The following is a 24882-nucleotide window of genomic DNA, read 5'->3' as shown; positions in this document are numbered from 1 at the left end:
AATTAACGTATTTGGTATTTTGATGATTTCAGAAAAATTAAAACTGTTAGAGTCAATTAAAGAACACCAATTCTCCAAATTAATTTCTGCAATTAATACCCGAGTCCTTGACGCTTTACAAAGTGAAAATTTTAATCCTCGAATAGCTCCTTACCTCAGTAAAATCAATAAAGAAGGCGTTCCCTATACCAATTATGATCTCGATCCAGATAATATTTCTCAAATCAAAAAATTAATCAACGCTCTTTATTATGCCCGATTGACCCTCGAAGATATTGAACGCATTGATCTGTCTCAGAAGAAATACGAAAGTCTAAAATTAATCTACCAAAAGACCATCCATCAGGCTTATGAGGCATGTTATTTATTAACTCATCTGGATGTAGATATAAGGGATATGTTCAGTGAAGAGTTACAATTTATTCTTCCCATGTTCCGACAATTAATGGCATTTGCAGACAGCCACTCAGAAGAAACAAAAGAATTTGCTGAAAGCCTGAAAAGGTATCCCCTCAGTTATAAAATTGGAGAAATTACAGGAACCGCAATTGATCAAATGCAACCGAACAGCGGCGATCTGGATTATAAATTTCTTACCCAATTTAGTGCGGTCCTACCCAGTTATATTGATCAACTAACACAATACATCAAAGAATATTCATCTGAAATAATTGAAAAAGAACCCTCGCTTAATAATGAAAAGCTTGAAGAGTTACAAACCGCTGCATTAAAACTATTAAATGACCTGGAAAATATAAAAGGCAACAGCCTTTTTTTGTCATTTAAAGTGTTAAATTATATTCACATCATGCGGAACATCATTACATTGTCCAAGAGTTCTCTTGAGCAAATGGGGCATTTTAGCGATTCGTCTCAGGATGTCATCCGAAATAATCTGGCCCAATTAAAATACGTTGTATTACCTACATTATTTGGATTAGTAGATAAAATTGAAGAAAATGCCATGTTAGGGCCTGGTACTTTATCTACTCCATTAATGGAAAAAATAAAACCACTGTACGCGTTGCTAATCCATTATGCCTCCAAGCCCGTTAATTTTCAGGAAAAAGGAGAGGAACTACTCAGTATTGAAGATTCACGTTTTCTGGCATTAAGACTGGAAAGAACTTATGGACGCATTGATGCTGCGAATAAAGCGATTTTTAAAATCCAAAAGGCCGAAGAAGCATTAACCAGTTTTTATGAGATTATTGAAAATCCCCTTTATAAAGACTTGGCATTACATCAATTACCCCAAGAAACAAAAAATCAATTGATTACGCATTATAAACTGATTAAACCCTATATGACGCAAAAGGACTTTGATTTAAATGACAGAATAATTGATAGTCTTCAAGGTCCTGAAACCTACTCTTCCTGGATAGGTAAACCATATCGCTGGTTGCGAAGTCAATTACCAGCAGATCACATAAGCATCATAATAGAACGAAAAAACACAATACAAACCTTAATTTCTAAAAAACGAGCAACCCAGGAATTTCATATCAATCTGAACATGGATTTGATTAATTCAGTCAGCAAGAAAACCAATCTGGTATTGTTTCCTTACAATGATCAAACCAACGTATTTTCAGTAGATGAATCAGAAGCAGTGCATGCAAGCAATACCTGTGCTCTTCTCAATCTAACGAATAAATACAATCTCAAATTGACACCTAAAATTAAATTTGCACCTCAGACTCTTTATCTTGAAGAAACAAATGAAGGTTTAAAATACGACCTAATTAATCTTAATGGAAAGCCTGTAACGGCGATTATTCCCTGGAGTAAGTTAACCGAATTCCCTCACGATGTCCGTGAAATCATTGCATCAAAAGATAGATACTTACCCAAACTTCTGGAATTAACCGCTAATGCTGGGCACACCAAACCAACCGATAATCTAAAACTTGTTGCGATAGAGAAACATGACCCACAGACTATATATCTTGAAACAACTGATAAAGGATTGAAATATGAGGTAATCACCCCCGAGGGAAAAACTGCCACAGCAATCATACCCTGGAAAAAATTAAATGACTTTCCTCATGATGTCTCATTAATACTGGCCTCAAAAGATCAATATTTATCCAGACTACTTGAGATAACCTCAGAAGCGGGACATACCTTAAATTCAACCGATTTGAAATTTGACGAAATAAAAGGTTTGTTAAAGGGAAAAAGCGCCGTAATTTTATTTAATAATGAAGAGCTTGTTTATGCCAACTCAACAAATCAAACCGTCAGGACACTTAAAGCTACAGAATCGAATCAAACCAGTTTTGATCAATTAAAAGCAACCTGCACACATGCTTATAAAGTTGCAAGCGATAATGAACTTAAATTAATTACCGATGTAACCGGTCGCCCCCATCTTGGTTTCAAAGTGGTAAAAGGACAGCATGTACTCAGTAACCCTAAGAATCTAAGTGCGGATCAAGCCTTGGATCTGCATCAATGGTACAGAAACAAGCGCGACAAATTTATGGTTGCCAAAAATGCTTATGATGAATTTATTGCATTATTAAAAAAACAAATCACCAATCCAGGAATGACAGGGAGCGGAGTCCTTCAGATCAGTCGTCTGGATAAAACGGTCAGAGAACGCTGCCGTAATTTATATAACCTGTTTCAACCCTATTTCATTAATGGGGTACCCACAGAACTAAAGGCCTCAGCTCTGGAGTTTGATAAATATTTAGTTCATTCATTTTCAGGCGAATCAGAACAAAGCACCGCTCCAGCAATTGATATGTTTCAACAACTTGATGAACATTTTCAAGTATATTTTACTGAAATCGATTTATCCTGGGGTAGAAAAAGTAGAGCCTATTTAAAAATGGCGCAGGATAAATATGCTGAAGAAAATGAAGAAACCCCACTACAACACGATGCAACCATTGGAAACAGAGGTCATCATTTAATACAGCATACCAATTATTCTAAATACGTCCATAATTTTAGAATGGACCTAAACAAAGTTCTATTATTTCTTAATCAGTCTATGCAGGCAGAGTTACGTCCACAACAACACGGAATTCCATTCCCGGAATTGGAAGATCCAAATAAATTGGCCATTCAGTGTAAACAAGTCCTGGCGATCAAACGAATTTTCAATAGTCTGTTTCATGTTGAAGGGATAATGCATGAACTGGAAAAATTAAATAACCGCAGCTCTGAAACCCGATATGTATATCATTTGCTCCTGGCTTATGGACACATTGATGAAATCATGAAAATGTCCAAGGAGCTTGCAACAGATCCTCATTTTAGCCTCATAGGCCGTGATTTATTAGAAAAAGCTCAAAACATGTATGCGACCATTCAGGCGCATAGCGATCCCTATCAAGTTGCTCATGCAGAAGTCAATTATAATAAACCCGTGCAATCCAATGGAATGTGGTATGTGCTTAATGCCTTTTATATTAGTCCAAAACACATTAGAAGTTTACGGAACAATACTTTTCTTACTGTAGAAGAATTAAATGAGTTACATATCAGCGCCAAACGATCTGCTGTTCAGATTGAAGCCATAGTCAATAGCGCAGGATCATATTTTCAATTGTTCCTTCAAGTTCCCAATATGTTTAGTCTGTACAGTAATCTGACCAGTAAACTCAATGAATTTATCAGTACAGCTCATGACACCGCAATGAACAACCTGGATCAATTTGGACCCAAAGTTTTTACGCCCATGTTACTTGAAGCAGATCTATGGGAAGATAAATTGGGATTAATTCCAGGAACTTTATCCGGGCCAATGAAACAAATAATAGATGAGTTTTATAAAGGATTACTGCGTCCCCTGGAATTAGATGCAAAAACCCATGTCGACTTAATCTGTAATAAAGCAACTGTAGAAAAAAGGCTGGAAATAACGCAGCAGAAAATTGATAGTGCCGAGCAACACCTAAAAAAGCTGGAAAAAAACTACAAGCACATCAATAAGTTTTCCTCGTTATTAGAAGAATACCAATCTTTTTCTGGTGGACTACTACCTGCTGATCGATTCGTTATAGAGTTTACAAAGAAAAAGCTAATTGAGGGCTATCAGAAGGCCCTGCCCAAACTGGTAACTCTCCAGAAAAAAATATCGTTGGATCCCGAAAAAACCGACCCTGAGTTTGATGCTCTAATAAATACAAATCTCAAAGAATATCTACCAAAACTATCACAAATCAAGGAGCTGATTTCCGCAAGTCAAAACTACTATTTGGGAATTAAAGCGACCTATCAAATGCAGTTAAATACTGCCAAAGAGAAACTAACGTATCTTAATAAATTAAGCGATGCGCAGGATCAGGCCAATTTACTCTTTATCAAAGAATACACTACCGAATCCTTTAATAAACAAATGGAAGCGTTCTGCAATCGGCACATAGGCCTGCAATATACCGATAAAGAATATCGAAATAAACTTAGAGAATATTTATTAACGTTTAAAGAACAAATAATCGATGAAGCAAAAACCATTGACGATATTAACCTGGCTGTAAAAAATTTACTGAAAGAAAAAATCAAAATGTTTGAACAACAAAATTTTGCCAAATACTTCCACCTGGATACAGTACGAGTAGCCCTGGCTCAATTTAAAAATTATTTCAGTATCTCCACCCTGGCTATTGAGCGCAATTATTCACTATTTGAGAATGAGAAAACTCTAGGGGAAAAAACGGAGAAAATTAATAAACTGCTTGAATTTGCTGAGGATGAACAATTAACGATTGATGAACGCTTTTCCAAAATTTCATTTGATGTCAAAGATCCCAGTTTTGGAAGAATAATACTCGCCCACAAACAGGAAGATCATTTTAGTTTTACTTACTTGATACAGTGCGTGGTATCGATACTCGAAGCACTTTCCCTATATACTCCAGCACGGAAAAAGCTATATAACGATTTACAAACATCAGTAAATAATAAGCCTCAAATTAATGAGCTCTCAAAACGATTTGGTCTATTTGCCACATCTCAAACACCAACACTACCTTCCAGAACGCCTGAAGTCCAAACCAATGATGAAGTAGATAGAGACGATTCAGCGCCTAGTGCTACACCGTCTATATAAAACAAAGACCCCAATTCGAGTAATCCTATCGACTGTAATAAAGCCTCATTAACTCAAGAGCTTTCTTTAAATTGGGCATTCGAGGTTTGGCATCCGGAATGGGTTCTCCACGAACATTGGTAATAAGAGCACCGCCTGAGGTACGTAAAGTAGTTTGACGATCTCGTTCTATCAGAGCCATAGTGCTGTAGCTCCCAGCTAAAACAAAAGGTAAACGATTTTTTTCATCCAGCAAGTCTTGACCAATACTGTAATCTACAAAAGGATTTTGACAATCAAAAGCTCTTTTTAACAGTGTAGGAACAACATCATAACTACTGGTTTCATAATGAATCACACGTGGTGATTGACCAGGCCAATAAAGAATAAGCGGGACCTGTACTTGTACCGCAGTAAAATTACCGGCATGCCCCCAATAATTAAGGTTATTGTCATTAAACTCCTGACCATGATCCGATGTGATTAAAACAATACTGTTCTTCAAGTAACCTTGTTCTTCAATCCGGGTTAATATTTTAGCTAATTCTCCATCAATAAAACGTACTGAATTCAGATACCTATTATAATAAGGAATGGGATCAACGTCATTGGTCATGGCTATTCGTGAACATTCCTTAATAGCAGGTTGATAAGGCGCGGGATAACTTTGGTCCCGACAATACCCATGAGGCGCATCATAAAACAAATTAAGAAAAAACGGTTGCTTCAACTTCTTCTCGGTTAAAAATTTAATTGCCTCCTCGGTGACAAATCGGTCTCTATTTCCTATATCATCCCCTGATGCACCAAATAGATTTAAATTAGATATTCCCCCATAGATGGTTTTATCAAATGGAGGAATAATCATTTCACTAGACCAGATCACCCGGATCATATAATGATATTTTAAAAGTAGCTGAGTAAATACAGGTGGGATGTTCTGCTCCAATACTGACGTCCAATAACTGCTTGGAATGGAATAAAATAAAGAAAATAATCCCGGCTGAGTTGAGTTCCCCCCACTCAGATGTTTCTTGAACTGCCAACTTCGTTCTGCAAATGCAGCTACATTGGGCATATACTCAGGTTGTAAACTATCAAACCGCAATGAATCAACCATGATCCAAATAATATTAGGGGGGTTCTCAGGTCTCGAGCACCGTAATGAATGGAGAGGATAATTCAATGGATCATTAGAAAATACAGGTTGGTAAAAATGCCCTTCTCCGTAACGATCGAGCAGTTCCTCAGCATTTTTATCCGGGATTAAATAAACGATTAATTGGTTATAAAACGGTAAATTAGGCGTTTGTTGGCTGAATAAATTATTATTATCATCTATAGATTGCAGGAGGGTGAAATAGCTGAACAGAAATCCACCCAACCAAAAGAGCCCGATGGTTCGCCCGATCAGAAACTTATCGGTTACTATAATTTTGTTCCAAACAAAAAAAGCAATAGCAACTTGCAGAACCCAGACAAGACATAAAGCCGAAATTGAGATTTTAAGTTCACGTCCAGAAAAATCAAAAACATCATGCCATTGCCCATTAAAAAAGAGATTGAAGATATCCATATTCAAATGAAATTTGAACATTGAAAACACACAATTATTAATAATAAGAAGCATGAGACTTAAGGTCGCCGTTAATACACTCAAGAACCAGATAAACCGTTTAGCCGGTAGGATATAGGCGAGAATCCATATTAGAATAGCCGGAATAAAGGCTAATACCATCATATAACTTAAGTAATTAACCAAAGCAAAAGAAACAACCAGAATTTTTCCTGAAAAAGTTGAGTAGTCCGCCAGAAAATTAGCGAAAAGTGAGGGTGAAAGAAGAATTTTTTTTAAATAAATTGAGCCAACAATCCAAAATAAAATACTGTTGATTAAAAAAAACCAGCCAACGAAGCGTAAAATCAATCTTTTATTTTGAGGATTGTACATAAAAATCAGAAGCCAGGTTAAATCAAAATCGGGAGTAGTTTAACGCGATTAGATACCAACAATCTATACAAGCATAATGATACGGATATATAGCAAAACCCTTCATATCAATATAAGATGGCAGCAAAACGCATTGCGTTGAACTGTATTCAAGGAGTGAATTATGCCGTCTCATCCACTTGATCCTTTAAGTATGGAAGAAATCCAACAAGCTTGCGCCCTTCTGAAAAAGGAACTATCTCTGGAGCATCACCATCAATTTGCTTATGTAGTTCTTGAAGAACCGTCTCAATCTGACATTCTTAATGCAGAGAAGGAACAAACTCTTGATCGTATTGCATTTGTCTGTGTACTGGACTCAAAAACCAACCAAACCTATGAAGGTAATGTAAACCTGACAAAAGAACAGATTACACGTTGGGAATTACTGCCGTTTGACAAGCCCCCCTATGGACAAGTTCCAATTTTACCTAGCGATTATCCTAAATGTGAACGTATTGTAAAATCGGATATGGCCTGGCGGGAAGCAATGAAAAAACGAGGTTTGTCCGATTCAGAAATAGAACTGATCCAGATTGATCCCTTTGCCCCAGGATATTTCGATAAAGAAGATGAAAAGGGAAAGCGCCTGGTCAGAGCAGTAAGTTATTATCGAGAAAAACTGACTGATAACGCTTATGCACGCCCTATTGAGGGAGTGATTGCTGTTGTTGATTTGGTAAACGAATGCATTCTACGATTGGATGATGACGGTCTCAATACGCCAATACCTAAAACCATTATCAACTATGATTCTGCCTCTATTCAAGAATTTCGTGAAGGCCCAAAACCACTTGACATCACTCAAGCAGAAGGTCCCAGTTTTAAAGTAAATGGCTGGGAAGTTGAATGGCAACAATGGCGATTTCGAGTAGGTTTTACTCCCAGAGAGGGTTTGGTTTTGCATGCGGTTAACTATCAGGATCACGATCAGGAGCGACCTATACTTTATCGTGCCAGTATCGTTGACATGGTTGTTCCTTATGCTGATCCCAGCATCAGTCATTACTTTAAATCAGCCTTTGACTCAGGAGAAAATGGATTTGGCCGATTTGCAAATCAATTAGAGTTAGGTTGTGATTGCCTGGGGCAAATTTATTATTTTGATGTTCCAATAGCGACAGAACATGGTGAAGCAAAACTCTTGAAACATGCCGTATGCATGCATGAGGAAGATGCTGGCATTCTGTGGAAACACTATGAAACCCGTACTGGCATTTATGAAACACGAAGAGCTCGACAATTGGTCGTTAGTTTTTTTACCACAATAGATAATTACGACTACGGATTTTATTGGCGCTTTGGCCAGGACGGCAGTTTAAAACTGGAAGCAAAACTCACAGGAATCGTTCAAACGGCGGCAATTATTCCGGGGACGAGCTATTCATGGGGTAGTAAATTAACCCATGAAATTGCAGGACCTTCCCATCAACACTTATTTAGTGCCCGATTGCATATGATGGTCGATGGCGTCAATAATTCAGTAAGTGAAAGCGAATTCACCTCACTGCCAGTGAGCGCAGACAATCCTGATGGTGTAGGTTTTGGAACGAGTCAAACATTACTCGAGACAGAAAGTGAAGGAGCTCGAGATACCAATGCGGCCACTCAACGTACCTGGAAAATATTCAATCCCACAATGATTAATCATGTTGGGGAGCCAACAGCCTATAAACTGGAGTTACCTCAAACTCCGTTATTGCTTGCTCACCCAAGCAGTTGCATTTATCAACGTGCTGGTTATGCAACCCATGGTCTGTGGGTAACACAATATAACCCGCGCGAAAAATATGCATCAGGCGATTATCCTAACCAGCATGCAGGCGGGGATGGTGTATCAAAATACGTGCAACAAAATCGGCCCATCATTAATAAACCCATCGTTTTATGGGCTACATTTGGAGCCACTCATTTGCCAAGGCCGGAAGACTTTCCCGTCATGCCAACTGCAACGGTCATGTTTGAACTAAAGCCATTTGGTTTTTTTAACCATAATCCAGCATTGGGTTTGCCCGCAGAACGAAACAAAAAAAGTAAGAAACAAAACGAAAAAGAATCAGAGCTCGAATCACAAAGCTGTTGTTCGTCATCCAGTTCTTCCATGGTATTCAGTTTATTTAACAAAGAAAGACCAACATCAAGCGAGCCAGAACCCTCACAACCCGAAAAGCCTTTACCGATGGGATTATGTAAATGAAATTCATAAAGTAAATTCAGGAAGAATTATGTGGGATACCAATAAAAAACACTATTTAAGCCAAATCGATAAAATTAAATCTTATATAAAAAATAAGAAATTTATTGCACCTGAGGATCTCGTTGAAGTGCTTTCAAAAGTAATCCAATGCGGCGATAAAATTTGCATCGAAGGTGACAATCAAAAACAAGCAAATTACCTGGCAACTGCCATGACGCAGCTGGACTCAAATCAGATTAATAATCTGCATATGATCCAATCAGCAATAGCATTACCGGAACACTTGACTCTTTTTGAAAAAGGTATTGCGTCAAAGATTGATTTTGCCTATTCAGGCCCTCAGTCCCTTCGTCTGGCCACTATGGTCAAAAATAATAAAATTCATATTGGTAACATACATACTTATAATGAATTATTTGCGCGTCTGGTCAGTGATTTAACTCCTGATGTGTGCTTACTTATGGCTGATCAAGCGGATCATCATGGGAATTTATATACAGGTGCGAATACAGAAGAAACACCAGCCATTATTGAAGCCACTGCGTTTAAAAATGGCGTCGTCATTGTCCAGGTAAATGAAATCGTAGATAAATTACCCAGAATTGATATTCCCGGCGATTGGGTGGATATCATCGTTAAGGGACCTGAATATTCTACTATACAACCTTTGTTTACCCGGGATCCGGCACAAATTAATGAAATTAAAATACTCATGGCCATGATGGTAATTAAAGGGATTTATGGCCCTTATCAAGTTAATATTTTAAATCATGGAATTGGATTTAATACCTGCGCCATCGAATTACTCCTCCCAACTTATGCCGAATCCTTAGGTTTAAAAGATAAAATCTGCCAACATTGGATATTAAATCCAGTTCCTACATTGATTCCGGCAATTGAACATGGCTTTGTAAAATCCATTCATGCCTTTGGCGGAGAAGTTGGCATGAATGATTACATCAGAGCACGTTCAGATATTTTCTTTACTGGAAAGGATGGTTCGTTACGCTCCAACCGCATGTTAGGGCAACTGGCCGGACATTATGCCTGCGATGCATTTGTCGGGGCTACTCTGCAAATTGATATAGAAGGAAACAGCTCAACCGCACTGGACGGTCGAATTGCCGGTTTTGGAGGAGCTCCAAATATGGGCTGTGATGCTCCGGGCAGAAGACACTCATCCTATGCCTGGTTGAAAGCAGGCAAGGAGCGTGGTGAGGCCTTATCCAGCAAAATGCCGCGAGGCAGGAAACTGGTCATTCAAATGGTGGAAACGTTTCAAAGCGTCACCCAACCAACCTTTGTAGAACATCTGGATGCCTGGTCGTTACAAAAATCCATGAAGGCGGATCTCCCACCTATCATGATTTACGGCGATGATATCAGTCATATTGTCACGGAAGAAGGCATCGCCAATCTGCTCATGTGTCGTAATCTGGACGAGCGTGAACAGGCCATAAGAGGTGTCGCCGGATATACCGAAGTTGGAAGAAACAGGGATAAAAATAAAGTTGATGAATTACGCCATCGCGGTGTTATACAAAGACCAGAGGACTTGGGTATCAAACTGTCTGATGCAACCAGAGATTTACTTGCAGCAAAATCCATGCGCGAACTGGTCGATTACTCAAAGGGACTTTATGTTCCACCGGCACAGTATAGAAATTGGTAAGGAATAAATATGGAATCCCTTGAATTTAATTTTGAATTAAAAGGTCAGAAGGCACAAGGTAAACGAGTCGTCTGTGGCGTTGTAGGTTCAGGTAATCTTGAAGTGATTATTGAAGAAAATAATCACCAGCGAACACAATTTCATATTGATACTGCGGTTGAGAATTACAAACAGATTTGGTCTATGGTCATCGATGATTTTGTTAAGGAATATCAACCGGTGGGACTCAAATTTACAATCAATGATAATGGAGCAACACCCCCTGTAGTTTCATTAAGACTAAGACAGGCACTTGAGGAGTTTTACGGATATAAAAGAGAGGCCTGTAATTATTTAGAACTGAATGCACGCGAACGAATTACGGCGCTTACCGATGCCGGATCCTTTACCGAATGGCTCAATAATGAGAAGTTCTGTAGTCCCCATTTGCCGACCTTGGGCTTACCCGTTGAAGCAGACGATGGCATCGTAATTGGGCAGGCAAAACTGGACTCGCAAACCGTTCTAATAGCGGCTCAACAAAAAGACTTTATGGGTGGCGCTGTTGGTGAGGTACATGGTGCAAAATTAACTGGACTATTCAAAGCAGCAATCAAACGGGACATTAAAACCGTCATTTTATTAATTGACAGTGGCGGTGTTCGACTGCACGAAGCAAATGGCGGGGAAATCGCTATTTCAGAAGCGATTAGAGCAATCTTTGAAGCAAGGAATAAAGGAATAATGACCCTGGGGGTTGTTTGTGGAAAAAATGGCGCCTTTGGCGGAATGGGTATCATATCTGCCTGTTTGGACTACATTATTGTCAATGAAATTGCTCGCATAGGAGTATCTGGAGCTGAGGTCATTCAGGCTGTAAAGGGTATTGAAGCGTTTGATGCAGAAGACAGGGCATTAGTCTGGAGAGTTTATGGGGGAAAAACCAGATACCTACAACACATAGCCCAATCCTATGTAGACTCATCCGTTGAATCAATCAAGAAAACCATCAAAGCAGTCATGCAGCATAAAGCTCTTCTGACATTAGACGAGCTAAAAAAACAACATGCACTGTTAAAAAACCGTTTGGAACACACAAAATCGTGTCAGGAGGAAGGTGAATATTTAACAATGAATTTCCCTCAACTTGCACCTACTCTTTTTAACATGGATGAAAAAAGCTTTTTAGAGGCAGCCAGACACATTAAAAAGGAGATGCCATGATTCGTTTAAATGAAGTGATGGATGGAATATTCGGGACTCATTATCAGCTTAACGAAAAAAGCTCCGTTATTTTCGGTAAAGGTCAAATTGGCAAACAACAGTTCCAGGTTCTGGGCGTAAAAGAGTCTACTTATTTGGGCGCAGAACAAGCATTAATTATGGCAGAAAAAATTATTGACCTCATTGAACAAAAATCAAAAGATCCTCTTTTATTATTGGTTGATGTGGCTGGGCAACAATTAACCATGCGCGATGAATGGCTGGGAATGCATCAATATTTTGGTCATTTACTCACTGGACTGGCGTGTCTTCGCCAACAAGGAAATCAACTCATTTCATTAGTTTATAATCAAGCAGTTGGAGGAGGATTTATCGCTTATGGTTTAATGGCTGACACAATTTTAGCATTGCCAGATGCGGAGTTAGCCGTAATGTGGCTTGAAGGAATTGCTAAAGTTACTAAAATCGAATTAGGCACACTGGAGGAGTTAAGCAAATCCTTACCCATATTTGCTCCTGGGGTTAACAATTTCTATAAGCTTGGTGGATTGCATCAAATCGTTGAATTATCTCAGATACCTGGAACACTGGAGCAATTAATTAAACAAGACAACAAGAATGATGTACGCGCACAATTAGGAAAGGAGCGTGGAGGAAGAACGTTGGCATATACTGTCATTAATACAGTAGAGAATATGCCATTATGAATCAACGGCATCAACTTATCTATGTTACTCCTAACGCTTCATTTAAAATTAATTCGAGCCATGAGAACAATCAAGAAATTATAGGTTCAGTAGCTTCATGGCTTAATAAAGGGTTACCTTGTATCTATACAAGACAATTAATAAATGATGAGTTAGAAGTTCATGCAGGTTTGTCACTGCTTCTTGGAAATAAAAAGTATCGTGCCAGTATTACCTTGAACAAAAATGATCTCATTACAATTCATAATTTGCCAACCCTCTCTGAGATGAGCGATTATTGGTACAAAAAGTTGGAGCAACCCTCAAAAAACAGATATTCCCAACTGGACCAATCAGATCTTCAATCCACCTCTGTATACGGCTCCTATCTGTTCGAATATCTTTCAAACCAACCTTTTGTCAATAAACATTCAGATTTGGACTTGCTCATTGATTACGACAACTTTTCTCTACCAGAACTGAATCGAAAAATAACCCATTTTGCACAGATTTTCGGAGTTCATATCGATGGAGAAGTACGATTTCATGATATAGGTGATATTGCCTTCAATGAACTAATGAATTCTTCTGCAAATCAATTTTTGTTTAAAAATTCTAAAGACATCGGATTGATCACACGACATGAACTTTATGAACAGTATCCCAGTTTATCCAGACTCTAACCATAAAATTGCGCACCGAATGGCTAAAATAGCGGTTCGTTCCCTGTATTTTGAAATTAAAGCCTATCCCAAGCCAGGTCTGGTTAGTTTTATTGATTCTGGCGCTCATCTTGATATGAATGGTGAAACCTTTTATCGCAGCCTGTTTACCTTACGCCATTATTTTTATTTTATTACTCGGCAAGGACTTGAAAATAGAACATTTGCTGAATTACGGCAGACGGCACTTAATGCAGAAAGCCTAATGATGAAAGCAACAAATGGAATTAATACCCATCGCGGTGCAATTTTTGCTCTTGGTATTTTATGTGTTTCAGCAGCCCGAATAAGTAAAGAAAAGACGGCATTTAACCAAACGGATCTTTATGATCAACTCATCAAAGACTGGAGAAACAATTTACAAGAACACCGCAACCATAACAGTAATGGCGCATTAGTTCGAAGCAAATATTCTATTGTAGATGCAAGACAAATGGCCATCAATGGTTATGAGCTCCTATTCGAATTATGCTCCTCTTTTACTGCTCTTTTTACCAGGACCCAATCCCTGGATCACTGTTGTTTATTTGCTTATCTGGTACTTTTAACTAAAATTGATGATACCAATGTGCTCTTCAGAAAGGGTATGGATGGTCTGAATTTTGCAAAAATGAAAGCACAGGAGTTGTTAGATATTGAGTGCATTAATAGACGTCTGCAAGAAGCATTAAAAACACATGCACTTTTTTCCAGGGAAGGAATCAGCCCGGGTGGTGTTGCTGATTTGATCAGTGTCTTATTATTTATTAGCCAACTGTTTTGTGAGCCTCTTTTATGTCATTAATAATCGCTTTCTCAGGGCAAGGTTTACAGAATGCCAATATGTTTAAAATTCTATCAGAAGATGATTTTGGCAGACAATGGTTAAATGATGCATCGCAACAGATTGGACTGGAACTTCTGGATAATAAAATTGTCGAGCAGTATTGCCATGACACAATATATTCTCAACTTTTTTTAACTCTCCTGAGCGTTGGTTCGTACCAGGCGCTCATCCAGAAAACGGGTTTAAGTCCTCAACTTCTTTGCGGATATAGCCTGGGGGAATTATCTGCATTTACTGCCAGCGCCAAATTAAGTATTAAAGAATTATGCTCTCTTGCTTATAAAAGAGCAGAACTGATGCAACAAGCGACAATTGAAGTTGCAGCAGGAGAACCCTGTGGGTTGGCTGCATTGAAAGGAAACATAGACCTGAATATTGCTCAGCGTCTCTCTACACAGTTTAACTGCCCCATTGCCATCATTAATACAGACGATCATTATATATTTGGTGGTCCTGCAACTCATTTGGAATTACTAGTTAATGAAGCAAAATCGCTAGGAGTTCGCACAACCAAACGATTGGCAGTGAATTTACCTTCACATACGCCCTTACTGATTAAAGCAACAGACGCTTTTTTTAATTTCATGAAACTTTATCAACATAACGTGATGCACATTCCCATACTGAATTCATTAACAAACGAAATTATTTCTTCATCAGAAGAAATGATTTCGATACTCGCTAAAGAACTATCGCAAACACTGCATTGGAACAAAGTCATCAAGTTAGTGCCAGAATATGGAGTCGACATCTTCCTGGAGTTGGGAGCAGGAAGCTCATTAAAAACAATGTATCTTGCCGAAAACGCTCAATCTCGTGCTTACAGCCTTGATGATTTCGCAACAATAAACGGCCTCTGTCATTTTATAAAAAAAGAGAGTGAATGATGTTAAGCATCTAATTGACAATAAACTCTATTTCTCCATTTGTTCCTCAGATTAACTTTTACCCTTAATTAAGATCTACCTGCAACGGCAGTTTGTTGATTTAAAGGAACCTCGGTTGATAGTCGTTCATACTGCTGACATCATAAAGTGCTCTACGGAGCAGAACCATTACTGCTGTTCGAGTCGCCTTAAAATTCCCTCTTTTATATCTGGCCACTCGCTGGATAAAATACTAAAAATAACCGTATCAGTAACGGCTCCATTATGATGAATCATGTGCTCACGAAGCACTCCCTCTTCTCTGGCGCCCAATTTTTTCAGATTGTTGTAGGAGCGCTCATTATTGGGATCTGTAGCGATTTGAATACGATTAAAGTGCCAATCTTCAATTGCCTGACGAAATAATAACCACATACACTCAAGACTGATTTTCCTCCCCCAAACATTGGGAGTAAACCAACCGTAGCCAACTTCCAAACGCCTGTGCTGTATGTCTATATCATAATAAGAACGACAACCAACAACCTGACCATCACTGATACATCGAATAGCATAGGTAATCTGAAGTCCCTTTTTGTGTTTGGTTAAACTCTCATGAAACCAATCATCAAAATACTCATTATGAGCCTTCATAGGCATATAGGTCCAAATTCGTTCATCATTTGCCGCCATACGCAAAGATTCATAATGAATATTATCCAATAATTCAAGATGAATGGTCTGGCCAATGAGATTTTTTAAAACCAAGGGATCATTAAGCATAGTGCCGTTTCATTACAATGGATTAGACCAAGACGATTGTAGCTTATCAGCTTTCAATATTAAATTTCTACCAGTGAAAGCCAATATAAATAAGCCTCAAAAAAATACCTGGTCAAATTAATGCTGGCCATGTGCTCTGTGTACAGCTCTTCTTTGTGCCGCACGATATTTAGTAAATTTTTTTCCCGTCTTTAATCTAATAGAACTATTGGACGATAATTGGTTGTCGGTTGCTTGGGTAGATCCTGAAGCCGCGCTTGGTGTTACTCCTGTCAAAGGGGTGCACGAAACAAGAAATCCTAAAGTACAAAATAATAGCAATACCTTCTGATTTACCATCGAAAAAACTCCTTCAGCACGATTAAAATATCCTGGAATCTGCAAGTCACTCCTACACTATAGCTCACTGTACATCAAAAACGAGCTTTACATAAAGAAATCAAGCTCAAACGACAAAATTTATGCTCTCTACAAGATATGATAATTCACCTAAACCAACCCGAAACACGTCACAAGACCAACATGACACTAATTCTAAGAAATCATTAAAAGCTCGCATTAATTGCAAATAATACCGTATCACTGGTTTTACCTAAGTTGGCTCGACTTGCTGTATAAAAAACAGGGAGTAATTGTCCCGTTGCAAAATCATCGATACCATAATTTACATCATGCTGAAAGCCTAAACTCTCAGTTGTATTGCGCCATAATGAAGTATTCAAGGAAAAAGAGTATTCCCGAGCAGGTAATAAGAAAGCCAAGGATTCTCTAGTTAAGGTATAACCTATAGCAATACTGCTCGGTTTGTTGAATAGTGTAAATGAATATGCTGCTTCAATATCGAAAGCCTGTGGTTTTGCTCCATGACGATTATAGGACAAATCTTCTACCGCAAAAGCTGTTGTTGCCGTTAGATATTCAGCAACAAAACTGTATGCATTTATTGAATAACTGGCATTAAGATCGAATCCAGGAACCTTATGTTTTAATATGTTGCCTTTACCGCAAGGATAAGCAAATCCGCCAAAAACCGTACAAAATTGAGAGTCTTGACTGTTTAATTGCATTCCCTCTGCATCTGCAATATTGGAAATATAACCAATTCCTATACCCCCATTCCAATTACTTTCAGTGAGCGTGTATTGGGCACTTAAACCCCACTCATTAATTGTGTTGTTACCTATTACAGAGGTCACCGTTTCCCCTTGGTAGCCATAAGCATCTAAATCAAGTTCTGCTTTGTCGGTACTATGGGTATAACCGAGCAATATAGGACGCTCAATAGTTGAAAAAAGTGAGGAAGTTAATGGGCTGTTAATCATAAAGCCATTATATTGACCAAAAGGGAGGTACATTTGTCCAATCGATCCATACCAATCGGATTTATTCAGATTACCAATACTTAAATACCCTTGTTCCAGATATACTCTTGAATTTGCTGCTCTGGGACCAATTTGAGGGGGAGTCAATCCATCTGGCGGCTGATTATCGTAATCAAAACTAAAAAAACCAGTCACCCATGAACCCATACCGGCTAATGCGGTGATGTTTGCAGTGGTCAGATCAATATCATTTGTAGGCGGACCTATATAAGGCCTGGTATTATAAATTTGAGCACCTAAAGAACCACTTAAAACGAGATAATATTCAGATGCCTTAGCCTTGGCGTCCGAAAAAGCATTTTCAATCTCTTGTCGATATTGTAGGGCGAGCAAATCTCCATTTTGTTGCGATATGTTGGTGAGCAAATCAGAACCATCATAAGCTGAGGGTGAGCCTAAATAGGGTGAAATAACGACGGGTATTCCTCCAAGGGTTAATACATTATGGTTTTGTTTCACTGCATTATCAGTGTGCCCTGACGAATTAGACTTATTCGCATTCGGGTTTGAAGAACTATCCGATTTTGAGAGAATTATATTCTTGGTAGTACCTTGATGGTTTGGTGCATTTAAAGTACGGGTTTTTGCTTGTTGCTTCGTAGAAGTCTTTTTGTTATTTGATGATTTTTTTAAAACAGTATCTAATGTCTGTCTTGCCTTAATTGTACCTTTATGGGTTTGTGTCTTTTTATGAGTATTTGTATGTTCATAAAGTTGTCGCCTTAATTGCACAACCTCATTTCTTAAAGAGCGTGTTTCTTCTATCAACGCATCAATTTGCTCGGGGGTTAAATTAGTAGCTGAAGCATTGCTTGCGTTTATCAATAAAACGAATACAAACAACATCCGGTTTTTAAAATGTAACAGGCGATTCATACTCATTTTATTCATTAAATTAATACTTCTGGCTTTATGAACATGAACAGCAAGAATAATTTATTTATTCACCATATCCAAGCCAAATTTATGATTAATAATGATTTTACTGTTTATTCATTTGTTATTACATCATGCTCAAAGGTTTCAATAAAAAGTTCCGTGTTAATTGTCCAGCCCTCCCCTAAAGTAAAGGAGAAATGCTCAATAGCCCCTAAATTGTTAACTATTCCCATTTATTAATCACTTAAAGGCAGGACTCTTTATTAAATAATCTCGATTGCTTATTTGTCTATTGCCACCTATTATTTAGATCTTTTACTATAAATCAATTACTTGATTTATTTACACAGCTGAAGTGTAGAAATATACCAATAAAAGGACTTAAAAATGGAAAAATGTAGGCAGCTTCATCATTATTTTGAGAAATCAGTCGAAATTTATCCAAGCAACATCGCTTTAATTTGTGATGATGCCTTAATTTCTTATCAAGAATTAGAAGAACGAACCAATCAACTTGCTCATTATTTAGCTCAAAACCAAATAAAAAATGGAAGTATTGTTGGTATACTTTTAGAACGATCAATAGAATGTTATATAGCCATTTTAGCAGTATTAAAATCAGGAGCGGCTTATGTGCCTATTGAAATTGATTATCCAGAAGAGCGCATCAATTATATTTTTTCAGATCTTCCATTTGATGCAGTACTGACTTCATCGAATCAATTCAACCAAAAGACATTAAACTGGCCAACTGTACTGATATTGGATCAAATCGGCCATCAGCTGTCACAGCAACCAAGCACTCGTCTAACAATTGATGAACACGAAACTGATGAAAATAACCTCTGTTATATCATTTATACTTCCGGATCTACAGGTAAACCTAAAGGTGTAGAAATACCACATAGCAGTATTTGTCATTATGTTTCAGTTGCAAGCAAGCTGTACGATATGACGGATAAAGACAGAGTCTATCAAGGATTTTCCCTGGCGTTTGATGCCTCATTGGAAGAGTTGTGGATGGCTTTTGCTAATGGTGCTACCTTAGTTGCCTGTACTGAAAAAGAAGTACGTTCTGGAGTCGGTTTAATTTCCTTTTTACGACAACTCCAGGTTAGTGTATTTTCAACAGTTCCCACCCTGCTATCCACTCTTGAAGGGCAACTACCTGATTTACGATTATTAATTTTGGGCGGAGAAATGTGCTCGGCCAGTTTGGTCAAACGTTGGAGTAGACCTGGTTTGAGAATTATGAATACCTATGGCCCAACTGAGGCAACAGTTATCGCCACCTATTTTGAATGTCATCCAGAGAGCGAAGTGACGATTGGACAACCATTACCAGGATATGAAGTATTGCTTGTTGATGAACATTTACAAGAAGTTAAAGATGGTGAAGAAGGTGAATTATGTATCGGAGGCGCCGCATTGGCTCGTGGATATGTTAATAGACCGGAAACTACTGCAGAAAAATTTGTTTTCAATCCCAATAATCCCAATCAACGTTTATACAGAACCGGCGATTTGGCGAAAAAAACGGCGAATGGAGATTTACAATTTGCTGGAAGAATTGATGATCAAGTGAAGCTAAGAGGATTTCGTATCGAATTAAACGAAATTGAAACGGTTATTCTAGATTATCATGGCATCAGTCAAGCGGTTGTTTCTTTGCAAAAACTGGACCAGCCTGCTTTGGTAGCTTATTTGTTGTTAGAGAATAAAGAGCTCTTTAACCTTGATGCATTCCAGTCCTTTTTGCGAAGCAGACTACCAGATTATATGATTCCCGCTTTTATTGAGATTTTAGAAGCATTTCCTTTATTGTCTAGTGGTAAAGTGAACAGAAAGGAACTCCCCAAACCAACCCCCAAAAAAACGAGCACCGTATATGAAGCACCGGGCTCAGAGCTGGAAAGCAAAATAGCTTTTGTTTGGGAACAAGCCCTGGGGTGTAATTCTCTTTCTGTAACAGCAGATTTTTTCTATGATTTAGGTGGTCACTCATTGCTTGCCGCAAAAACCATATCTAATTTACGAAAAATACCCGAATTAAAAAACATCTCCATTTTGGATCTGTATAAACATCCAACCATTAAACAATTGGCTCTGATTTTTGGTAATTCTAATAAAGACGAGCAAATTCAAGAAAATAGTCCGCCTAGAGAAAAATACAGAGCACCTGCATGGAAGTATTATCTTTGTGGAGTAGGTCAGTTTTTCGGATGTATTTTTCAATATGCGGTAGGCGCTTGGCAGTTATTAGCGATTATTTTGGCTTACACCTGGATAACCTCGGAGTATTCATTCATTTCCCGAGAAGCACAAATTGCATTTTTAGGGCTATTTTTATCCATGCCACTTATATCGATAGCGATTACAGTGACTATGAAATGGCTCTTGCTAGGACGTGTAAAACCAGGAATATACCCCCTATGGGGCTGGTTTTACTATCGATGGTGGTTGGTTCAACGACTTCAAAAGAATACTCATTTAAATAAGTATTTAATTGGCTCTCCATTAATCAATCTTTATTATAAGGTTCTGGGAGCAAAAATTGGCAAGAACAGCTACATTGGAACCATGCAGATTTTAACACCCGATTTATTCGAAATTGGTGAGAATTCATCCTTAGGGAGTGACAGCAAATTAAATGGATATATCGTCGAAGACGGGTGGTTAAAAATTGGCACTATCAAGATCGAAGATAACTGTTACATTGGTTCCAGAGCGGTGCTTGGATTAAATACAGTGATTGAAGATAATGCTGTTTTGGAAGATATGTCCATGCTTCCGGATAACAGCTTGATCCCTCAAGGCGCTTATTACTCAGGTTCACCGGCTCTGCCTGCGAGTTTACCTAAAGATCACATTACAAAAAGAAAAGCCAAAGTGGAGGAGTACAGCCTATTGGATTCCACTGTGTTTGGTCTTCTACACTATCTAGGTTTAGTTTTGGTAATGGTCGCTTACTATATGTGCATCATACCCGGCATCTCTTTGATGACCTATTTTTATGATGAAGGACATTATTTTATCACAATGTTTTTTGCTGTTCCCATGGGCACCATACTCTTTTTATTTTTGCACTATTTGTGCATTATTCTCTGTAAAAAAATACTCTTGAATAAAATTAAGCCCGGCAGTTATTCCTTGAAGAGCATGTACTATCTGAGACATTGGATTATGGTGAAGATGCTGGATGAGGACGAGATATTTGTCATGGCAGATACTCTTTATTTCCCCATGTTTTTGCGCCTTCTGGGAGCCAAACTTGGAAAAGGGGTGGAAATGGGCGAGACACCGCATATTATTCCTGATTTAGTGACGATAGAAGACGGTGGATTTACTGCAAGTTCTGTGGCTCTTGCCTGGCCCACAGTTCACCAAGGCTATATTACCTTCTCTCCATCTTATATAGGCAAAAAGGGGTTTGTTGGTAACGTCAGTTTGTTGCCTGGAGGAAAAACTATAGGTGATGGTGGATTATTAGGCTGCCTCTCTTTGCCTCCAGAAAGCAACCAATCATCAGAGGCAAATACTGCCTGGCTTGGTTCTCCAGCGGTATTTTTACCCAAAAGGGAAACTTTCGCAGGATATTCTGAACAACAAACTTATAGTCCGCCAAGGAAATTGTATTTAATCAGATTAGTCATTGAATTTATCAGGATCATCATTCCAACTACTTTTTCCTTTATAGTTTTATTTAACATGCTTTATGTTTTGGATTATATGATCAATAAACACTCATGGGAAATGGCCGCTTTAGTATTACCATTTGCTGAGTTATTCATTACAGTAGGATTAATTGGTGTTTTGGTTGGATTGAAATGGGCGATGTTAGGTAAACTGAAATCATTAACCAAGCCCATATGGGATGTATTCATCTGGAAAAACGATATAATTGAATATTCTTATAACTATTTTATCAACCCCCACTTTAATAACAAAATTTTGGGGACACCCTTCGCATTGATTGTGCACCGCTGTTTAGGAACCAAGGCAGGTAAGCGGATTTTCACAGACAGTGCCGAGTTTTCTGAATTTGATTTAATTACTATCGGCGATGATGTCTGCATTAACACGGATACTATTATTCAGACCCATCTTTATGAAGACAGAATATTCAAAGTGTCCAATGTGACTATTAACTCTGGTTGTAATATAGGAGTTGGATCAATCGTACTTTATAATACCTTGATGGAAGAAAACTCAACATTGGGAAGCTTATCTCTGGTTATGAAGGGAGAGCGTTTGCCAGAAAACACCCAATGGGCAGGAATTCCAGCTCAATCGCTGATGGTAACAAACAATGCGTATCATCATGTAACTGAATCGGTTATTGACACAGAGGTCAAGGAGGTACTGCCTGATTTGGTGTAACTTTCATGTTATACCACCCTGTTTAAGACAACCGAATTTATTATTGTCCAAGAAAGAAAAAATCATATTCCAGACATTATTAACCTAAGTTCAACAATTGAACTTAGGTTAAATATACCAAAAAGTAAGTATCTATAATAAACAGGCATCTGTAATAAATTCTCATTAGTTACATAATCCCCTCATGTATTTTTAAGCACAAACAGAGATAATAAAATCAACATGATTGTTTTATATCCATCACTTCCTTATAATCGGCATCAACTCCAATAACAATAAGGTAATTTCATATGAAAAAATGGATATTAGCAGCAGCAAGCAGCATGGTTATGTTTAATGCCTATGCAAATGAGGGTTTTTGTGGATACAAAGATTATTTTCATTTGAGCGATACAGCACATCCCGGTATTTACGTAGTTAGTGGCTATAGTGAATCAGATGTTATTTTGGAACGCGTAGGCCCACGTAGCTTTATTATTAGAGACGGTTTTGATTGTCGCTCTGGTTATGCCCATGTGACAGTAGCATATGATAATGAAAACTGGTGTGTATTGGACATTAAAGACGGCCCATTTATGTACACCCCAACTGTTAGCGCATCCTGCAAGGGAATACGCTATTTAGGTCTTAGCTACGACAGTTTTGGAAGTTATTCATACTCGATTAATCTGGACTAAGATCCAATTAACGTTTTTTAATCCCCAGAGCCGACATCAGTGCGCGAGTCATATCGCGCACAAGCTGACGTACTATTTGCCGAAATAAAGTGTTTTTCGTAACAACAGTAATTACTGAGGGTTCATTTGTTTCTTTATTCATCTCAGTCTTTGAGTTTTGCTGTTGCTCTGCTGTACTGTTTTGAGCAGCCAAAATTTCTTTAGCTGAATTTCGTTCCAGGCGTTGACTATAACGCGGGTATAAAGTTGAAGCAGCTACAACCTGATGTAACTCCTGATCACTTAAAATCCCCATCCTGGATTCAGGCGCTCTTATCATGCACTGGATTAACGGGGTTGGCTGGCCCTTACCATCCAAACTGCTGACTAAAGCCTCACCTATTCGCAAAGCGGTTAATAACTGCTCGGTATCATAGTGCTCGGATGGTGGGAAATTTTGAGCGACCAATTTCATCGCTTTTCGATCTTTTGCAGTAAAAGCTCGTAAAGCATGCTGGATTTTTAAGCCTAACTGGCTTAAGACGCTTTCTGGAATATCATTAGGTGTTTGAGTACAAAATATTAACCCCACGCCCTTAGAGCGAATTAATTTCACCATAGTATCCAGCAAACTGAGCAAGGCTTTGCTGGCATTACTAAAAATCAGATGGGCTTCATCAATAAATAAGATAAGCTTGGGCTTGTCCGGATCACCCAATTCTGGCATTTTTCGGTAGACATCGGATAATAATTTCAACATGAAGGTAGAAAATAATTTAGGCTTATCCTGCATGTCCAAGAGCCGTAAAATTGAAATGACTCCTAAACCTTGAGCATTCGTTCGAACCAAATCCAAAACATCAAATGCGGGTTCACCAAAAAACATATCTCCACCTTGAGTCTCCAGCTCAATAATTTTACGCATAATCGTGCCAACGGAGGACGCGGCGACCCCGCCAAATCGCGCTTCAATTTGTTTTTTTCCGGCATCGGTCTGCACGAACTGTAATAAGCTTTTCAGATCTGCCAACTCGATCAAAGGCAGTTGTTCCTGTTTGGCGTATTCAAACAAAACAGTTACCACCCCCTCCTGAGTCTCATTAACATCAAGCATACGGGCAAACAATACAGGACCAAAATCAGAAACAGTCGAACGTAGTGGTACTCCAGGATGAGACTCATTCAAGGTCAAAAATTCAACTGGAAAACCACGAGGAATATAATCCAGATGTAATGATTTACTTCGTGAGATCATGGTCTCTGATGCATCTCCTGGCATGGCCAGACCAGAAATATCCCCTTTAATATCCATAACCAGACTTGGGACGCCTGCCAAAGAGAGTTGTTCACTCAAGACCTGAATGGTTTTGGTTTTCCCACTACCCGTAGCTCCTGCAATCAAACCATGCCGATTAAACGATTTTAAAACCAGATTTACTGGGGCATCAGTAATGAGTTGATTTTCAACTTCAATACCGCCTAGTTGCAACGAAGGCAAGGTTCCCGCCTGATAGGGAATACGTAAATCTTCATACATAAAAAATGTCCTTATGAACCAAATATCTTAAGTATAATCTTAAACCTCGGACATTG

The 24882-nt window shown here is 38.4% G+C and carries 15 protein-coding genes; 10 read left to right on the top strand and 5 right to left on the bottom strand.

The annotated features are described in order from the left end of the window. Positions 1 to 22 precede the first annotated feature (22 nt). A complete protein-coding gene (locus tag IZU94_RS13080) occupies positions 23 to 5068 on the top strand; it encodes a protein SdhA (protein ID WP_203111207.1) in 5046 nt (1681 codons plus the stop codon). Positions 5069 to 5093: 25 nt separating this feature from the next. On the opposite strand, the gene IZU94_RS13075 is transcribed toward IZU94_RS13080, so the two are convergent. Next, on the bottom strand, positions 5094 to 6998 hold the full coding sequence (locus IZU94_RS13075) for a DUF3413 domain-containing protein (RefSeq protein WP_203111204.1): 1905 nt from the start codon (positions 6996 to 6998) through the stop codon (positions 5094 to 5096). A 163-nt stretch (positions 6999 to 7161) separates the two neighbouring features. Here IZU94_RS13075 and IZU94_RS13070 point away from each other — a divergent pair, with 163 nt between their 5' ends. From IZU94_RS13070 to IZU94_RS13040, 7 genes are read left to right on the top strand one after another with little or no spacing between them, the layout of a single operon-like run. After that, positions 7162 to 9234, top strand: coding sequence for a primary-amine oxidase (locus IZU94_RS13070; RefSeq protein WP_203111201.1), 2073 nt, complete (start codon positions 7162 to 7164; stop codon positions 9232 to 9234). Between the two features lie 28 nt (positions 9235 to 9262). Then, on the top strand, positions 9263 to 10906 hold the full coding sequence (gene mdcA, locus IZU94_RS13065) for a malonate decarboxylase subunit alpha (protein ID WP_203111198.1): 1644 nt from the start codon (positions 9263 to 9265) through the stop codon (positions 10904 to 10906). A gap of 9 nt (positions 10907 to 10915) precedes the next feature. After that, the gene (locus IZU94_RS13060; RefSeq protein WP_203111194.1) at positions 10916 to 12109 is read left to right on the top strand and encodes a biotin-independent malonate decarboxylase subunit beta; all 1194 of its coding nucleotides are present in this window, start codon (positions 10916 to 10918) and stop codon (positions 12107 to 12109) included. Continuing rightward, entirely contained in the window at positions 12106 to 12816 is a 711-nt protein-coding gene (locus tag IZU94_RS13055) for a biotin-independent malonate decarboxylase subunit gamma (protein ID WP_203111191.1), read from the top strand. Before IZU94_RS13060 ends, IZU94_RS13055 begins: the two co-directional genes overlap by 4 nt. After that, the gene (gene mdcG / locus IZU94_RS13050) at positions 12813 to 13478 is read left to right on the top strand and encodes a malonate decarboxylase holo-[acyl-carrier-protein] synthase (protein ID WP_203111187.1); all 666 of its coding nucleotides are present in this window, start codon (positions 12813 to 12815) and stop codon (positions 13476 to 13478) included. The genes IZU94_RS13055 and mdcG overlap by 4 nt, the downstream gene beginning before the upstream one ends. Positions 13479 to 13497: 19 nt before the next feature. Further along, entirely contained in the window at positions 13498 to 14301 is an 804-nt protein-coding gene (locus IZU94_RS13045; RefSeq protein ID WP_203111184.1) for a triphosphoribosyl-dephospho-CoA synthase, read from the top strand. Then, positions 14292 to 15230 carry an acyltransferase domain-containing protein gene (locus IZU94_RS13040; protein ID WP_238400371.1) on the top strand — a complete coding sequence of 313 codons (939 nt, stop codon included), beginning with the start codon at positions 14292 to 14294 and terminating at the stop codon, positions 15228 to 15230. The genes IZU94_RS13045 and IZU94_RS13040 overlap by 10 nt, the downstream gene beginning before the upstream one ends. 168 nt (positions 15231 to 15398) lie before the next feature. Here the strand turns inward: IZU94_RS13040 and IZU94_RS13035 are convergent, their stop codons facing one another. The 3 genes from IZU94_RS13035 to IZU94_RS13025 form a co-directional block, all read right to left on the bottom strand. Beyond that, a complete protein-coding gene (locus IZU94_RS13035; protein WP_203111178.1) occupies positions 15399 to 15992 on the bottom strand; it encodes a GNAT family N-acetyltransferase in 594 nt (197 codons plus the stop codon). Between the two features lie 117 nt (positions 15993 to 16109). Further along, positions 16110 to 16331, bottom strand: a complete 222-nt coding sequence (locus IZU94_RS13030; RefSeq protein WP_203111175.1) for a hypothetical protein — start codon at positions 16329 to 16331, stop codon at positions 16110 to 16112. Between the two features lie 206 nt (positions 16332 to 16537). Further along, complete coding sequence (locus IZU94_RS13025; RefSeq protein WP_203111172.1) at positions 16538 to 18265, bottom strand: LbtU family siderophore porin; 1728 nt, start codon at positions 18263 to 18265, stop codon at positions 16538 to 16540. A gap of 375 nt (positions 18266 to 18640) precedes the next feature. Here IZU94_RS13025 and IZU94_RS13020 point away from each other — a divergent pair, with 375 nt between their 5' ends. Continuing rightward, positions 18641 to 22633, top strand: coding sequence for a Pls/PosA family non-ribosomal peptide synthetase (locus IZU94_RS13020; RefSeq protein WP_203111169.1), 3993 nt, complete (start codon positions 18641 to 18643; stop codon positions 22631 to 22633). Positions 22634 to 22923: 290 nt separating this feature from the next. Further along, positions 22924 to 23310 carry a hypothetical protein gene (locus IZU94_RS13015; RefSeq protein WP_203111166.1) on the top strand — a complete coding sequence of 129 codons (387 nt, stop codon included), beginning with the start codon at positions 22924 to 22926 and terminating at the stop codon, positions 23308 to 23310. Between the two features lie 7 nt (positions 23311 to 23317). Here IZU94_RS13015 and IZU94_RS13010 read toward each other — a convergent pair whose 3' ends face one another. Next, a complete protein-coding gene (locus tag IZU94_RS13010; RefSeq protein WP_203111165.1) occupies positions 23318 to 24826 on the bottom strand; it encodes a helicase HerA-like domain-containing protein in 1509 nt (502 codons plus the stop codon). Positions 24827 to 24882: the final 56 nt, after the last annotated feature.

The sequence above is a fragment of the Legionella bononiensis genome (assembly GCF_016786215.1).
GTDB classification, from domain to species: domain Bacteria; phylum Pseudomonadota; class Gammaproteobacteria; order Legionellales; family Legionellaceae; genus Legionella; species Legionella bononiensis.
Note: the sequence above shows the minus strand (reverse complement) of the source record. Positions and strands in the feature narration are given on the sequence as shown.